The following is a 16,173-nucleotide window of genomic DNA, read 5'->3' as shown; positions in this document are numbered from 1 at the left end:
AAAGGATTAAAAAATGGCAAAGTGCGAAAAGTGCGGTAAAACAACAGTATTCGGGCACAACCGAAGCTTCTCAAACCGCGCCACTAAACGGACGTTCCGCCCGAATCTGCAGCGCGTCACGGTGCTGGAAAATGGTCGAAAGGTCCGCAAGGTGTTGTGCGCGAAGTGTATCCGGACGATGGTTAAGATTTCGTAAATTTAAAGTTCTGATTTCAATCTGAGACAAAAATCACGGCAGGCAGCCGCGATTTTTGTTTAAATTGCTGAACGTAAAGCTGCAATTCCTGCGGCGATACCGTTCGGATGTTTAAATACACTGGTAGCAGCTACAAAAACCTTTGCGCCTGCCTGGTAGCATAAGGGAAGGGTGGTTGGGTCAATTCCTCCATCCACCTGAATCATTGCCTGGCTGGCCGTAGTAGAAATGAGGTCACTCACCTTCTTTATTTTGGGAAGGATCCTAGGGATAAACTGCTGACCTGAATAACCCGGATTCACAGTCATGACCAGCACAAGATCGACCAGAGGAAGCACTTCTTCGAGGGTTGCAGCGGGTGTACCAGGGTTCAAAACGACTCCCGGATTGCACCCAAGAGCACGAATAGATTCTACGGTTCTAAAGATATGCGGGCAGGTCTCAATTTGAACTGAGATACGATTTGCGCCAGCGGCTGCGTACCACGGAATCATCACATCGGGATTCTCCACCATCAGGTGGACATCGATGGGTAAACTGGTAAGCCGACGGAGCGTTTCCACAATAAATGGGCCCATGGTGAGATTGGGGACAAAATGGCCATCCATCACATCAACATGGAACCAGTCTGCCCCGGCGGCTTCTGCCTGAGAGATTTGGTCTGCCAGAAATGCGAAATCGGCGGAAAGAATAGAAGGGCAAATTGTGATGGTTGTCATCGGTTTAAGGTACACCAAGAATGCCGAGTTTCAGGAGGACATAAGCTCCAAAGGGAAGCATTCCAACCCATAATACGATTGCAATGATCGCTAAAATTAGGATATCGGGAGTAAAGAGGGGGGAGAGGAAAGGCTCGGAAGTGGGTTGTTCTTCTCCAGAAGGTTGAGCTGGCGGCTGGTTAAGCGGTTGGGATGGCTGAGAGTATACTGGCCTGGGGCGGCTCACAGGTTCCTGCGTCTGTGGAATAAACGGGGCAGGGGTTGAACGAGGTTGTTCGACTGGAAAAGGTTGCAGAGTTTCGGGTTGGGCGGCAAATGGGGCAAGTAATCTACCAAGTTGATCTGCTGAACGATAACGTTGAGAGGGTTCCTTGGAAAGAACTTTCAGGATAATCTGTTCTAAAGCGGGGGGAATGTCACGATTTAACCGCCTGGGAGGAACAGGGCGGGCTTCGCGGTGTTGACGAGCCAGTTCCTGAGCATCGGTGGCAGTGAAGGGGAGTTGGCCGGTGAGCAGTTCATAAAGGACAACACCCAGCGAGTAAACATCGCTGGCCGGCGACGGGGCTAAGCCGGCGGCCTGCTCGGGAGAGAAATACTGGGGCGAACCCCAGACTTCGTCGGTGTGTTCATCAGGATTGATGGAAGCCAGGGCACGAGCGATCCCAAAATCGGTGACTTTGAGGCGATGGTCCGGGGTGACGATCATATTATGAGGCTTGACGTCGCAGTGAACAATACCTGCTCTGTGCGCGTAGCCGATACCGGCACAGGCCTGGGCAATGAGATTGACGGCTTCTGCTACCGGCAATGGGCCTCGCTCGCGGATCAGCGCCTTGAGATTTTTACCCGGGACGTATTCCATGACAATGAACAATCGCCCTGCATCAAAACCAAAATCGTGGACGGTGACGATATTCGGATGCGAAAGGTTTGCCGCGGCTTTGGCTTCGCGCCGAAATTGTTCCCGAAAGGCCGGGTTGCCAGAAAAATCCTGCCGGAGGAGTTTAATAGAAACGGGGCGCTCCAGCATCATGTCTTGCGCCCGATAAACAACTGCCATACCGCCGGCCCCGATGGTTTCCAGCAGTTTATAACGGTTGGAGAGCATGGGTGTATCTGGAATGTTTCGTTCCATAGCGTCTTTGAACGATTATAACATTATAATAAGTGGCAAGATGCATAACAGATCCATCATCTATTTCATCAAGAGAAAACCTCTTAATATTCTTCTCCTGGCCGTTCCACTGGCATTTATAGCCGAACTTGTGCACTGGAACCCGGCATGGGTGTTCTTGATTTCTGCTGTTGGTTTGATTCCCTTAGCCGGATTGATTGGAGAAGCCACAGAAGCCCTGGCTGCAATTACCGGGCCAAGGATTGGTGGCTTACTCAATGCCACACTTGGAAATGCTGCTGAATTGATCATTACGCTGGTTGCCATCCGGGAAGGGTACCTGGAGCTGGTCAAAGCGTCAATAACGGGTTCCATTCTGGGGAACCTCCTGCTGGTAATGGGTTTTTCGATGGTGGTGGGCGGCGTGAAACACGGTTTGCAGACTTTTGACCGAAGACAGGCCGGTAACCATGCGATTTTATTAACTCTGGTTATTATTGCACTGGTCGTTCCTTCTTTGTTCAGCCATTCTATTGGGTCGGAGTTCTCAATTCAGGTTGAAGCTCTCAGCCTGGGTGTAGCAGCGATTATGATGATTTTGTATGGGCTGGGGGTCTTTTATAGCCTGAAGACAGCCAAAGGTCCAATGGCCTATCATGATGGCGGAAAGCGACCTGCTCCAGAAATGGGTCTGGTTCCAGCAGTGATATTGCTTGCGGTAGCCACGATTGGGGTTGTGGTAATGAGTGAACTGCTGGTTGGAGCAGTTGAAAATGTTACAGAAAACCTCGGGCTCTCCGAATTCTTTCTGGGGATCATTTTGATCCCAATTATTGGCAATGTTGCTGAACACCTGGTTGCAGTGCAGGTGGCAGGGCGTAACCAGATGGAACTCAGCCTGGAAATCGCTGTTTCATCCAGCCTGCAGATCGCACTCTTTGTGGCCCCATTACTCGTTTTTGTCAGTTTACTCCTGGGGCATCCGCTTACACTTATATTCAACCAGTTCGAACTATTGGCGCTTGGGGCTGCAGTGGTGATTGCCGCGCTGGTTGCGGCAGACGGTGAATCTAACTGGCTGGAAGGGGCCGCTTTACTTGCAGTGTATTTAATTCTTGGGATTGGTTTCTTTCTGTTACCCTGAACTATGTGGCAATGGCTTCGAAGTCGGATTAATCTCTGGGTAATTCTTGGGGCGGTTGCTATTTCTGGAACGCTGACGATGTTTCTGGTGGGTTTTCTCTATTTTTATCCATTGCCTTCGGATGCTGGAGGACGGAATCCTTCCCTTCTGACTGTGATACCGGCCCCCACTGTAACCCCGACCATGATGGTTTTAACCCCTGAGGCAACCGCGACGACGGAGGGGCCAGTGGTCGATGGAATCAGAGTTGGTCTTTTCGTGCAAATAACAGGTACGGGCGGTGATGGGTTACGACTGCGTGCAGGGCCAGGTACTGACCAGTCTCCACGTTTCCTGGGGTATGAGTCTGAAGTTTTCCTGGTGAAGGACGGCCCTCGTTTTAGCGGAGACTTTGTCTGGTGGTACCTGGAAGCGCCCTATGATCCAACCCGAAGTGGTTGGGCGGTATCCAAATATCTCAGTGTGGTTGGGAACACTCCAACCCCTACTCCCTGAAGGAAACTCATGGACGAATCACCCGTTTCTATTAAAGCATCAAAAACGAAGAAAGAATTAACGGTGGAATGGAAAGATGGGCATCACTCGGTCTATCCTTTCTGGTTGCTTAGAGCGGCCTGCCCATGCGCTACATGCCGGGGAGGGCACGAAAACATGAGTCCGGAACCCGATCCGAAAGTGTTCCAACATTTCCGGGAGGATTCGGCGGAAAATCGATTAACGAGGCTGGAAATGGTCGGGCAATACGCGATCACTTTCGAATGGGAAGATGGTCATCATTTTGGAATCTACACCTGGCATTATTTAAGGGCATTATGCCCATGTAATGAATGTCGAAATTCTTCATAAAAAAAAACCGCCGCCCTTGACCTTGTGGACGGCGGTTGATGGCTGATCAACGGCGTGGTTTCTTTCGGCCAAATGTCCACAGGAGGACGCCAGCCAGGGCGGTGAGGGCGCTGAGCCCAACGGCTGCCTGAACAACTGTCTTGGGTTCCATCCCTGGCATGACTACCCGTCCGTCTCCATACGAGGAAAACAATTGTCCCCAGGGGGTCTTGAGGGCTTCTTGCACACGCTTTCTTCCCACAAACGGATACCAGTATACGTTGTGATAAAAGTTGCTGGCAAAATAAGACCACGGCACAATGGGGCTTTGTAGCAAGACTTTCTCAAAAGGTTTTAGTGGGCCGTGGTAGATCATCTTTTGGCCACGTGAGGCAAAAGTATCTTCCTGAACAAAATTCCAGGGTTCTTCCTGATTGATATCATATCCGACAATTTCAATTTCACGGGGATCACCAACCCCCAGACCGAGTTCATGAGCAATGCGAATGAAGGGGATGGACATCGGATCAAACCCTTGCAATTTCGCGGAGACCGCATCAATGGCCACCTGATCTGCCGACGCGAGGAGGATATTTTTCTCATGCCAGCGCATCGCTCTGGGGCCGGGGCCATCTCCTGCGAAGGTTCCGTCCATAAGGGCGAAAATTCCCGGATGAATTTCTTGCTGGATCATCAACAAGTCCACCAGAGTCTCGTGAATCACACTGTGGGTCCAGTGGCGGTTGCGGTGGAGCAACCCGCCGAAGGCATTCTTCATCGCCCCTGTAATGGTTGTGAATACATGCGTTTTTACCGTGGGTAAATGAACAATGTTCTTCCCGACCAGTGCTTTAGGGATATATACCCCATCGGGGAATACTTTGTCCAGAACCAGGAATGAATGGCTTTTAGGTTCGTAACGGGTCCATTCAAACTCTTCGTTATACAGGTAAATACAGGGTACTCCATAGGTATCAGTGACAAAGCGATGCTTGTTGTTGATTTCCCCAACCGAAGTATCGACTACGACGGTATCATTATGAATGCCGACCAGATCACGATAACCGAGTTTTTGAAGGGTTCGAATTGCCCCCTCCAGTTGCCATGGTGTGCTGGAGCAAGCAGGATACCATGTTTGCCATGAAATGTTGATCTTTAAACCAGTGGTAACGTTTTTAGGGAGCGCCTGTTCAACGCCAGCCTGACGCATGACGAGTTCGATGTCGTCCAGCACGGTGCGAGGCGATGTTTTAATTACAGCCACCTTACCTTTACCCGGGAATTGAGCCATCATTCTACCCTCCTGTGGGTATATTGTACTTCATCAGAGACTTCGATTGACTTAACAATTGTATTAGCCAGGGCAATTGCCCTTTCTTCGGCAATACCGGTGTACTCATCGGTTTTCAGAATAGACTGAAGAGTCTCGTTATCGAGGAATTGTTGAAAGATGGGATCGACGGCGATCATCTCCGACAGAGGGTTAGCCCTGCCAGACTGAACTGCCTGCCAGGCCTGCATGGCAAGGTCGCGTAAACGCTCATGCATTTCCTGGCGGTTAGCACCGGCTGTCACCAAAGCCATGAGCAGGCGCTCTGTACCGGCAAAGGGGGCAAATTTATTGACATTTTGGGTGATCGCGTTGAGGTTGATTTTTAAATTGCGCACAATGCGATTGGAAACGGTGAGCAGTTCATCGGCGATGAGGAAGGCTTCGGGAAGAATGGACCGGCGATTGGCACTGTCATCAAGGGTACGCTCAAGCAGAGAATGGGCGGCATTGTTCCAGGCAACCTGTGGGAGCGAAGCCAGTAACCGAGCCAGTGAATCGATCTTTTCTGCCTGAATTGGATTTCGCTTAAAGGGCATGGCTGAGGAACCGACCTGCCTGGAGCCGAAAGGCTCGGACCACTCTCCGATGACGGGAGATTGAAGGATGCGCAGGTCAAAGGCCAGTTTATACAGAGTCGATCCCATCGCGGCCAGCGAAGATAGAACGGCATAATCCTGTCGGCGAGGATAAGTTTGCGAGGTAATATCAAAAAATGGGAGTCCAAGTAATTCGCTGAGGCGGTTTTCGAATCGCTGGAAGTTTTCTACTCCCAGTAACTCAATATACGAGGCAGCTGTCCCAACGGCTCCTTTAAACCCTTTCCCTTTGATTTGATTCTTAAGCCTTTTCAGATCTTGAAAATCGGCCAGTAGATCCTGAGCGTAGAAACTCAAACGGTAACCCAGGGTAGATGGCTCAGCTGGTTGAAGATGGGTAAAGGCCATGATGGGAGTTGCGGCGTAAGTGCGTATCTGGTCGGCAAAAATAGATAAAAGTTGGGTGAGTTTCTGTAAAATAATTTCGAGAGCCTGACGCATTCGAAGGGCTTCAGCGTTATCTTCAATGTCCATGGATGTGGCACCCAGGTGAATGATACCGCCAGCGGTGGGACATTGTTCAGCGAAGGTGCGCACTTCGGCCATGAGGTCATGGTGAATTTCGGCCTCAATTTCTAGCGCCCGTTGGAGGTTGATAGTTTCGGCTGCTGCGATTAACTCAGCGACCTGCTCTGTAGAAACCAAACCAAATTCAGATTGAGCCTGTGCCAGAGCCACCCAGATCTTTCGCCAGGTCAAACGTTTCTGGTTTTCGCTCCAAAGCTGCCGCATTTCCGGGCTGGCATATCGCCAGGAAAAAGGGGAAAGATATTCTGAGAAAGAAACCATGGGTTTATTTTAACCGCGATTGATTGTGAGTCATAGGTGCAATATAAAAGCCAGGGGGAATATCGCGATAACTCTTAAGAAACTGCAAGGAGTATTCAATTGCAATCTCGTGGATGTAGCATATAATTTAACCAAGTTAAAGCCAAATTGTGCAGGGGGAAATGTCCCTGAAGGAATGATGAGTCGATCCGTAACTTTATTGGCAGGAGAACTGTGTGGAAACACAACGGATAACCCAGAACTTCAATCAAAATTCACAGCCTGAAGACCAGCTGCGCTCCGGAAGTGTGCTCATCAACCGGTACCTGATTCAAGAGGTCATAGGGGTGGGAGGAATGGGGTCCGTTTACCGGGCACGGGATTTACATTTTCCCAATGTGGTCAAGCTGGTTGCCGTGAAAGAAATGATCAACCAGGCGCGGGATGAACAGGTACGTCAGACTATTATTCAAAATTTCGAGCGTGAAGCAAACATCCTGGCGACTTTGAGCCATCCCTCCATTCCCAGGATTTTTGATTATTTCAGCCACGATCAACGTTCTTACCTGGTAGAGGAGTTTATCAATGGCCGTGACCTTGAGGATATCCTCAATGCTTCGCCGGGGCCGTTACCCGAAGAGCAGGTTGTTTCCTGGGCTATTGAGCTTTGTGATGTGCTTCAATACTTACATAATCATAAACCCGAACCAATCATCTTCCGGGATATGAAACCATCCAATGTCATGGTCAATCAGGATGGGCATATCGTGCTGGTTGATTTTGGGATTGCGAAGGCCTTTCGGGTGGGTCAAAAAGGGACGATGATTGGTACAGAGGGATATTCACCCCCAGAACAGTATCGCGGCGAAGCCACCCCCCTGGCCGATATTTACGCATTAGGTGCCACTTTACATCATCTGCTCACAAAACGTGACCCCAGGGTAGAGACTCCCTTTACTTTCAACGAAAGACCGGTGCGGCGGTTCAACCCTGCTGTTTCACCTGAGATGGAGGCCATCATCAGCACCGCTGTTCAGTATAATCCGGCAGATCGGTTTCAGTCAGCAGAGGAAATGAAGGAGGCACTCATTGCGGCCGCCCGTAAAACGGGTATTTTATCTCGAATTTCCACTAAATCGATCTCTCTGACGAAGGATGATGGCATCAAACCGATGTGGACCTTCCAGTGCGAGGATGAGATTCGGGGTTCTCCCGGGGTAGACAACGGGATTCTTTTTGTGGGTTCGTATGATAATAATCTTTACGCTCTGGATGTAAACGACGGGAAATTTCTCTGGAAATATCCGACAGAGGGTGGGGTTGTCAGCCGGCCTGCTTTTGCAGAAGGGATGGTGTTGTTCGGGTCGGAGGATAACCGATTGTACGCCCTGAGCTCCAGAACGGGAAAGCTTAACTGGACCTATCCAACGGATGGGCCGATTCGCTGTTCCCCTCAGGTTGCGGAAGGGCACGTCTTCATTGGGTCAGATGACGGCTCGATGCACGCAGTGAATATATTATCCAGCCGGCGGGTGTGGAAATACGACACCGGTGGGCCAGTACGTTCCTCGCCTTTTATTCAGGGAGACCAGCTTTTTTTTGGGTCAGAGAGCGGTGATTTGTTCTGCATGGATTTCAGAGGAACAGTCAAATGGCGTTTTCGGGCCAAACGGGAAATTATTGCTTCTCCGCTGGTAGTGAGAAATACCCTCTTCTTTACCAGCCTGGATTCAACTTTATACGCAGTAGATGCACGGACTGGATGGGCTATCTGGCGGTTTCGCATGGGCAAGGGCTCTGTCTCTACTCCCTGTAATGCGGATAGCTATATTTTTGTGGGGTCGGCGGATGGGTATATTTATTGTGTTGATGGGGGCAGCTCAAAAGAAATCTGGAGATTTAAAACCGATCATCAGGTAAGTGGATCTCCGATTGTCCATCGCGATTCCCTGTACTGTGGATCGGCGGACGGAAATTTATACTGTCTGGAATATCGAACCGGACGATTGCGCTGGAAGTTCCAAACGGGCGGGCCAATTACCAGCGCTCCCACTATTTACAATGATATTCTCTTTATTGGTTCTGCCGATCACATCCTTTATGCACTTTTGACCTGACACTTTACTGGTGTCGGGTTTGGAGATGGGGAGGAATGCGTGCTCGATTTTATTCAATCAATCTTTGGTTTGAAGAAAAAGAAAGAAACCAGACCTTCAGGTCAGGGGGTAGAAACCGCTCCGTTATCGGATGAGCAGCTACAACTGGTGTCAAGTGCGAGAATCCGATTGCAGCCTCCCCAGTTATCCGTGGGAGTTGCTCAATCGGTTGGGCGCCAGCGAGATCATAACGAGGATACGATTTTTACCTTTACTGCCCTTTTAGCTGATGGGGTCAGAGATATTCCGGTTGGTATCTATATTGTGGCCGATGGAATGGGAGGTCACCAGAACGGGGAGATTGCCAGCAGTGTTGCTGCGCGTTCCATGGCGGATTATGTACTCAATAAACTGTATGGGCCTTTGCTGGGTGTGCGCGAAGAAGGTATGAGTGACAGCATTCAGGAAGTCATGGAGGGTGGGGTACGTGAAGCTCATCGCCTGGTACAGCGGAATGCTCCAGGGGGAGGTACAACCCTGACCGCAGCATTGGTGATTGGCGAGCAGGTAACTACAGCTCATGTGGGTGACAGCCGGGCCTACTTTATCTTTCCTGATGGTAGAATGAAAGTAGTCACACAAGATCATTCGTATGTCCAAAGGCTCCTGGAACTTGGTCAGATTACCGAAAAAGAGGCCATGAATCATCCGCAACGGAATGTATTGTATCGAGCGCTGGGGCAGGCGGAACCATTCAGGGCAGATGTCAACACTTTTGATTTACCGCATCCCGGGTACCTGATGATCTGCAGTGATGGACTGTGGGGAGTCGTGCCAGAAATAGAAATTTTCAGGATCATTAATTCCAGTAAAAACCTTCCCCACGCCTGTCATCAACTGGTTGAAGCTGCCAATGCCGCCGGAGGCCCGGATAACATCAGTGTTGTACTGGTGGAGTACTTGAGTTAAAAACGGGAATAAGGCCGTGGACGATTTCTATTTTATTCTGGGAGTACCCTACGACGCGACGCCTGAGGAAATCCGCGGGGCTTATTTTGACCTTGCTCGCAAATATCACCCGGATGTAAACAAAGAGGCGAACGCTCAGCGGAAGTTCATAGAGATTCAAGAAGCATACGAGGTACTCTCCAATCCCCAAAGGCGGGCTGCGTACGACGCCAAGCTGCCCGAGGAAATCAAACGCGGGCCGGAAATTTCTGTTAATTTTAAATTTAGCCGGATGGTTATTCCGCGTATTGCGGAACAGCAATTATATTATGTGCTTTGTGATCTGATCTGCACGGCTGATTTTGATTTCAAGGATTTACCCCCGTTCCATCTCTGCCTTGTGTTGGATCGTTCTACTTCAATGCATGGGGCACGGATGGATATGGTGAAGAGCAGTGCTTTGCAGTTGCTGAGGCAATTTCGACCTCAGGATTTAATTTCCGTGGTGGCTTTTAGTGATCGGGCAGAAGTCATCATTCCGCCAACCCGGGTTTCTGAGATGCCAAAAGATGACGGGCGAATCAGTATGTTGCAAACGGGGGGAGGTACTGAAATTTTCCAGGGGTTGCAACTGGGGATTGAACAGTTACGCAGTATTGACCCCCGATATATGCGGCAACTGGTCTTACTCACGGATGGGCATACCTACGGTGATGATGAAGCCTGTATTCTTCTGGCTGATGAGGCCGCGGCAGAGGGGATAGCCATCAGCGGGCTGGGAATTGGCCATGAATGGAACGATGTACTGCTCGACCGAATTTCGACCGCGAGTGGAAGTAGCTCAATGTTCGTTTCTGGCCCCAAGGATCTTACCCGCTTCTTCGAGCAAAAGCTGTCTGTGCTCAGCAACACTTATGCGCGTGGGCTGACTTTGGAATTTGAATCCTCCCCTGGTGTTGAGCTCAGGTACGCTTTTCGGCTGCACCCCGAAACAACCCCGCTCGCTGTTTCCAATGCAATTCCTCTGGGAACGATCATGTTTCGGAAGAGCATGACTTTCCTGTTTGAGTTTTTAATCCATCCGCAGGCTGCCGAAGTGGACAAATTGACCATCATGAAGGGTTCCATTCGCATGGAAATTCCCTCGAAAAAGTCAGCCCGTACCCGGCTTGTGATTGATGTAACCAGACCCGTCAGTGATCAGGTGGATCGTGAGACCCCTCCACCAACGCTCGTGGAAGCCATGGCCAAACTTACCCTATATCGGCTACAAGAGCGCATTCGTAAAGAAGTTACGGATGGGCAGATTGATAAAGCGACCAAACATCTCCACTATCTGGCAACACACCTGCTGTCTCAGGGTGATCGTGAACTGGCCCATACGGTTTTAATGGAAGCCGAACATATTCAGCAAAGCCGTCGATTCAGCAAAGAAGGGGATAAACGGATAAAATATGGAACGAGGGCACTGCTGCTCCCGTCCGGACTGGAGCAAAAACTATGATACTATGTCCTAACTGCCATCATGAAGAAATGCCGGGATCGCTCTTTTGTAGCGAATGTGGTGCTCAACTGGTCGTAACCGAGGTGCCAACCACCCAGCACATCCAACGCAATCCATCCGATGTGCTTGCAGTGCAGCCGCCAGTGCAAACTCCATTGAACGGCACTGCCATGGCACCTACGGCAGACGCGGTTGTATCGCTTCATATCGTCGATTCGGGACAGATCATCAACCTTGCAGGGCAAACCGAGTTTACTATCGGGCGAACTGCAGAGGGGCAGCCTATTCTTCCCGATGTTGACCTGTCACCCTACGAGGCTTATTCGAAGGGGGTCTCCCGGCTCCATGCTGCGTTGAAGATTCACAATCAACGCATCGTCATCACAGACCTGGGATCAGCCAACGGTACCCGGGTGAACGGGCAAAAAATCGTTCCTCACGTAGATTATCCGCTCAATCACGGGGATATGATCGCCCTGGGAAAATTTACAATTCAGATCCTTATTCGTAAGTGAGGAGATCTATGCCGACGGTGTTAGTGCATATCATGAATGATGATCCTGTACTGGGCGAAATGGAAGCAATGCCTGGGCCGCAGGACACTTTAATTGTGGTAAAAAATCCTCGCCGCAGAGACGGGAAAGACCTGCCATATCTGGAAGCCAATGTCTCGACAGTGGCCTGGCCCCTCATACGGGTTAACTTTATTGAGATTATGCCAACTGGCGAGGAAGAAGAAATTATTACATTCATCCGGGAATAATACTATGTCTGATGATTTTAAGAACCGAACCATTCTGGTAGTGGATGATGAAGAGCGAATGGTTCGATTCATTCGCCTGAATTTGGAGCATGATGGGTTTCATGTGATCCCGGCATATCGTGGCTTTCAGGCGCTGGATGCCATTCGAGAGCATTTACCAGATTTGGTTCTTCTGGATGTAATGCTTCCGGATTTAGATGGGTTTGAGGTTCTAAAACTCATCCGGGAGAGCAGTAACGTCCCGGTGATTATGTTAACCGCCAAGGGAGAGGAAGATGACCGGGTGAAAGGTTTGGAACTAGGCGCAGATGATTACATTACCAAACCCTTTAGCCCCCGGGAGCTGGTTAGTCGGGTTAGGGCAGTATTACGCCGCACTGAAGCTGCCAATCCTGCTTCACGGAGTGAAATTATCGAGGTAGATGATCGGTTAAAAATTGATTTTGGCAGGCGTGAGGTCTGGTTGGAGGGTCAACTGGTTAAACTCAGGCCGACAGAATACCGATTGCTGTACCATCTGGTTCAGAATGCCGGTTGGGTGATGACTTATGATCAGCTGTTGACGAAGGTCTGGGGATATGAGTATCGTGATGAAGCTCATTATGTACGACTGTATATCAATTATCTGCGGCAAAAGCTTGAAAAAGATCCTTCGAATCCAAAATATATTCTGACAGAGCGAGGTGTTGGATATCGTTTTGTGGACTTCCGTAAACGACAGGAAGGATCTTCATCCAGGGGGCTGGACGAGTCGGACAGAAACTGATATAAATACTCAGAAATCAAACCGCACACGTGTGCGAAATGGAGTAAGGTTATGATCAATGAACCAATTCATGTAACGGATGCAGCTTTTGAAAAGACGGTGCTGCAGTCTTCTTTACCGGTAATTGTGGACTTCTGGGCGCCCTGGTGTGGACCCTGTAAGGTGGTGGGACCGATGCTGGATAAAATTGCCAGGGAATACGCTGGCTCGCTGATCGTGGCAAAAGTCAACACTGATGAGAACCCTGAATGGGCGATGAAATACGGGGTGCAGGGAATCCCCACGATGCTGTTTGTAGCTAATGGTAAAGTAGTTCATCGGCAGGTTGGTGCCATGCCTGAAAAGGTATTGCGTGATATGGTAGCTCAATTTCTGGATGTGGTGAAAACCAACGCAGGAAAATGAGCTCATAAAACTGATAAAAAAAGCGGCCCGTCAGGCCGCTTTTTTTATTCAGGTCAAAAGAACGGGGATGGCTTATTAGCCTCTTCTTTCGGAAGCAAGGGCATTTTTAATTGCTCTGGCGAGGCGGGAGATGCCTTCGTTAATTTTCTCGGGTGGCATCATAGAAAAATTCAAGCGCATGGTATTTTCTCCACCACCGCATGGGAAAAACGACTCGCCGGGCACAAATGCCACCTTTTGTTTAACAGCCTCTTTGAAAAGTTCCAGGCTGCTCATGCCTTCGGGCAGAGTAACCCACAGGAATAAGCCACCCCTTGGGTGCGTCCAGCGTACTCCTTCAGGCATGTGCTCGGAAAGTGATTCGAGCATCACATTGCGGCGTTCCCGATAAACCTGGATAATTTTTTGAACATGGCGATCGAGAAAACCGCCTTTACTCACCTCATACGCAACCATTTGATTGAAGGTTGAAGTATGAAGATCGGTTCCCTGTTTGGCCATAACCAGCTTACGGATCACTTCTGGAGGGGCCACTACCCAGGCAAGCCGAATGCCTGGGGCCAGTATTTTGGAAAAGGTGCTGAGATAGATTACGTTGCCGGTGTAGCAATGACCGTTGTGATGTTTCTGGCTGTCGAGGACTTCGATGGGCGTGAGAGGTTCCCCTTCAAACCGTAACTGTCCATAGGGGTCATCTTCAACGATGGGAACGCCGTAATGATCGGCCAGTTCGACGATTTTCAAGCGTCTTTCGAGAGAAATAGTAACCCCGGTGGGGTTTTGGAAATTGGGTAACACGTAGATGAACTTGGGGCCGGTGCGAAGGGCACTTTCGAGGTGATCGGTGATGATTCCATCATCATCTGAGGGCACAGTGACGTATTCGGCTCCGTAGAGATTCCAGGCTTGCAAGGCGCCAAGGTAAGTGGGGGACTCGGTGAGGATGTGATCTCCGGGGTTGATGAATACTTTACCAAGAAGGTCAAGTGCCTGCTGTGATCCGGAGGTGATCAGGATGTTCTCAGCGGTGACCTCAATACCATACCGGGAAGTGTGTTGTGCGATCATTTCTCGTAAGGGGGTATACCCCTCGGTTGAACCATATTGCAAAGCCCAATCTCCCTTTTCTCTGAGCACTTTGGTGCAAGCTTCGACGAATTCTTCTACCGGGAAGACTTCGGGAGCTGGCAGCCCCCCGGCGAAGGAAATGATCTCAGGGTCTTCGGTCAATTTTAATAGTTCCCGAATAGCAGAACTCTTCATACGATGTGTTCGTTGTGCGAAGCGATGGTCCCAAAGTGTCGGCATATCACCATTCTCCTTCTGGTCAAAAATCACAGGTTTGCCTTATAAAATCCGGCTACCCGAGTGCCAGTGATCAGCCAAGTTTGGGAAAGCGGCTGACGACAGTCGCAGGGGTTGGCAGGATGATGCGGTCACCGGGTTTGAGCTCAGCGGGGGCTTTTCCTGGCCTGGCCGAAGCCGATTGAAAGATGGCAATAGGAGTACCTTCTACTGCATAGGGGAGCTCAACGTAGGCCTGGCCGGTAAGGGTGCCTTCGCTGTCGATCGAACAACTTGTGACAGTGCCAATGACGCGCCCTTTTATATCTACCACTGGATCGCCAAGATGAGCGACTCTCACTCCTTTTTCGTTAAACCGGAAGCGGACAACCACGCCTGAACGCTTACTTTCCCGTTGAATAAAGGCGCTTCTTCCGATGAACCAGGGTTTATAAATTTTTATGTAAGACCCAAACCCAGCCTCACCAACTCCCAGGTTAAGATGGCCACCCATTTCATGCCCATAAAGAGGCAGGCCAGCCTCTGTACGAAGTGAGTCCCGTGCTCCCAGACCACATGGTTTTAACCCAAAAGGTTCTCCAGCTTGAAGCAGGGCATTCCATAATTCGGGAGCTTTCTGGGGATGGACAAATAATTCAAACGCCATTTTTTCGCCGGTGTAACCTGTTCTGGAAACAACCAGGTTGAAACCTCCCAGAGTGGCCTCGCAGAGCTCCGTGCGCTTTAAGGCGATAATACGTTTCCGTGTACCCGAATCACATCCCAGCGCAAGAAGGATATCCCTCGATTTAGGTCCCTGCAGGGCAATATCGACCCGCATCTCATCACCTGCTGCTGGATCACGCAGGTTCCGCAAGAGCGCGCGGTATCCAAAAGCTCTGACAGAAGGGTCTTCCCGGTCGATCAGCACATCTCCATGAAGGACAGCGTTCAGCCAGGCCCAATCTTTATCATCGTTTGATGCATTGACCACCACGAGGTATTTTTCTGGAGCGCGATAGTAAACAAGCAGATCATCAATAACGTTGGCATCGGGGTCGAGGAAATGGGTATAGCAGGACTCGCCTACTTGCAGAGCCGCAATATCATTGGCACAGACACTATCCAGGAAGGAGGATGCATCGGGCCCTTCAACCTGATACACTCCCATGTGGGAAACATCAAATAATCCTGCTGCCTGCCGGGTTGCCAGGTGTTCTTCCATGACAGAAGTGTATTGAACGGGCATTTCCCATCCGGCAAAGGGGACCAGACGCGCTCCCATTTGTTTATGGATATCGTAGAGGGTAGTGCGCTTTAAAAAAGATGAAGTGACAGGTTCTTCCCAGTGAAATTCAGGGCGGGCAGGCAGGCTGGCAGGTTTTTTTCCAATGTAGTAGGGTTTGGTAATGTCTTGCGGGTCGCCACTTGCCCGGGTTACAGGTGATAGAGTACTTTCCTGCACGAGAATGGGGCCTGGCAGCCGACGGGTCACATCCTCGTCAAATTTAACATAGCCGTCGGATAAATCTCTTAACCATGTGGCGGCCAGACCAAAATGAGAGGATGGAAAACTAAATTGCAGGGTTTGGTGGTTTATCAGGGTGAGAATACCATCTACGGCACCAACAGGGGTGTTCAGCCGGGTGGGCTGGCTTTCTTGAATCGATAACTCTTCAATACGAGAGGTGAAGGCATAATCGGCAAAA

17 protein-coding genes are annotated in these 16,173 nt (G+C 50.0%); 11 read left to right on the top strand and 6 right to left on the bottom strand.

Annotated elements, in window-relative coordinates; genetic code table 11:
- The first annotated feature begins 13 nt into the window (after positions 1–13).
- A complete protein-coding gene (gene rpmB, locus ATHL_RS08080) occupies positions 14–196 on the top strand; it encodes a 50S ribosomal protein L28 (RefSeq protein WP_084001277.1) in 183 nt (60 codons plus the stop codon).
- A gap of 59 nt (positions 197–255) precedes the next feature.
- Here rpmB and rpe read toward each other — a convergent pair whose 3' ends face one another.
- Both rpe and ATHL_RS08070 read right to left on the bottom strand, forming a co-directional pair.
- The gene (rpe, locus tag ATHL_RS08075) at positions 256–915 is read right to left on the bottom strand and encodes a ribulose-phosphate 3-epimerase (RefSeq protein ID WP_062191930.1); all 660 of its coding nucleotides are present in this window, start codon (positions 913–915) and stop codon (positions 256–258) included.
- Between the two features lie 4 nt (positions 916–919).
- The gene (locus ATHL_RS08070; RefSeq protein WP_062191928.1) at positions 920–2,053 is read right to left on the bottom strand and encodes a protein kinase domain-containing protein; all 1,134 of its coding nucleotides are present in this window, start codon (positions 2,051–2,053) and stop codon (positions 920–922) included.
- 40 nt (positions 2,054–2,093) lie between these two features.
- Between ATHL_RS08070 and cax the strand changes: the two genes are divergently transcribed.
- Genes cax through ATHL_RS08055 form a run of 3 tightly spaced genes read left to right on the top strand, consistent with a single transcriptional unit; the run spans position 2,094 to position 4,022 of the window.
- Positions 2,094–3,176, top strand: coding sequence for a calcium/proton exchanger (gene cax / locus ATHL_RS08065; protein ID WP_062191925.1), 1,083 nt, complete (start codon positions 2,094–2,096; stop codon positions 3,174–3,176).
- A 3-nt stretch (positions 3,177–3,179) separates the two neighbouring features.
- Entirely contained in the window at positions 3,180–3,671 is a 492-nt protein-coding gene (locus ATHL_RS08060; protein ID WP_162787646.1) for a hypothetical protein, read from the top strand.
- Positions 3,672–3,680: 9 nt separating this feature from the next.
- Positions 3,681–4,022 (top strand): gamma-butyrobetaine hydroxylase family protein, encoded by a 342-nt coding sequence (locus ATHL_RS08055; protein WP_084001276.1) that lies wholly within the window; start codon positions 3,681–3,683, stop codon positions 4,020–4,022.
- Between the two features lie 46 nt (positions 4,023–4,068).
- Here ATHL_RS08055 and ATHL_RS08050 read toward each other — a convergent pair whose 3' ends face one another.
- Complete coding sequence (locus ATHL_RS08050; RefSeq protein ID WP_236822354.1) at positions 4,069–5,295, bottom strand: DUF362 domain-containing protein; 1,227 nt, start codon at positions 5,293–5,295, stop codon at positions 4,069–4,071.
- Entirely contained in the window at positions 5,292–6,719 is a 1,428-nt protein-coding gene (gene purB / locus ATHL_RS08045; protein WP_062191922.1) for an adenylosuccinate lyase, read from the bottom strand. The genes ATHL_RS08050 and purB overlap by 4 nt, the downstream gene beginning before the upstream one ends.
- Before the next feature lie 215 nt (positions 6,720–6,934).
- On the opposite strand from purB, the gene ATHL_RS08040 reads away from it, so the two are divergent.
- The 7 genes from ATHL_RS08040 to trxA are packed head-to-tail and all read left to right on the top strand — an operon-like array spanning position 6,935 to position 13,180.
- Positions 6,935–8,815 carry a beta-alanine-activating enzyme beta-propeller domain-containing protein gene (locus tag ATHL_RS08040; protein WP_062191920.1) on the top strand — a complete coding sequence of 627 codons (1,881 nt, stop codon included), beginning with the start codon at positions 6,935–6,937 and terminating at the stop codon, positions 8,813–8,815.
- A gap of 39 nt (positions 8,816–8,854) precedes the next feature.
- Entirely contained in the window at positions 8,855–9,763 is a 909-nt protein-coding gene (locus ATHL_RS08035; protein WP_062191918.1) for a PP2C family protein-serine/threonine phosphatase, read from the top strand.
- A gap of 16 nt (positions 9,764–9,779) precedes the next feature.
- A complete protein-coding gene (locus ATHL_RS08030) occupies positions 9,780–11,246 on the top strand; it encodes a vWA domain-containing protein (RefSeq protein WP_062191915.1) in 1,467 nt (488 codons plus the stop codon).
- Between the two features lie 29 nt (positions 11,247–11,275).
- Positions 11,276–11,761, top strand: coding sequence for an FHA domain-containing protein (locus tag ATHL_RS08025; protein ID WP_062191912.1), 486 nt, complete (start codon positions 11,276–11,278; stop codon positions 11,759–11,761).
- A gap of 17 nt (positions 11,762–11,778) precedes the next feature.
- A complete protein-coding gene (locus ATHL_RS08020) occupies positions 11,779–12,009 on the top strand; it encodes a hypothetical protein (protein ID WP_162787645.1) in 231 nt (76 codons plus the stop codon).
- A gap of 4 nt (positions 12,010–12,013) precedes the next feature.
- Positions 12,014–12,775, top strand: a complete 762-nt coding sequence (locus ATHL_RS08015) for a response regulator transcription factor (protein WP_062191907.1) — start codon at positions 12,014–12,016, stop codon at positions 12,773–12,775.
- Between the two features lie 51 nt (positions 12,776–12,826).
- Positions 12,827–13,180: a thioredoxin gene (trxA, locus tag ATHL_RS08010; RefSeq protein WP_174233925.1), complete on the top strand. Its 354-nt coding sequence runs from the start codon at positions 12,827–12,829 to the stop codon at positions 13,178–13,180.
- Positions 13,181–13,255: 75 nt separating this feature from the next.
- On the opposite strand, the gene ATHL_RS08005 is transcribed toward trxA, so the two are convergent.
- Entirely contained in the window at positions 13,256–14,488 is a 1,233-nt protein-coding gene (locus tag ATHL_RS08005) for an aminotransferase-like domain-containing protein (protein ID WP_062191904.1), read from the bottom strand.
- Positions 14,489–14,558: 70 nt separating this feature from the next.
- Complete coding sequence (gene gcvT, locus ATHL_RS19705; RefSeq protein WP_420807573.1) at positions 14,559–15,929, bottom strand: glycine cleavage system aminomethyltransferase GcvT; 1,371 nt, start codon at positions 15,927–15,929, stop codon at positions 14,559–14,561.
- Between the last annotated feature and the right edge of the window lie 244 nt (positions 15,930–16,173).

Origin of the sequence: Anaerolinea thermolimosa (genome assembly GCF_001050195.2) — a bacterium.
In the GTDB taxonomy this organism is placed as follows: Bacteria; Chloroflexota; Anaerolineae; order Anaerolineales; family Anaerolineaceae; genus Anaerolinea; species Anaerolinea thermolimosa.
This window is presented reverse-complemented; position numbering and strand designations above follow the sequence as displayed.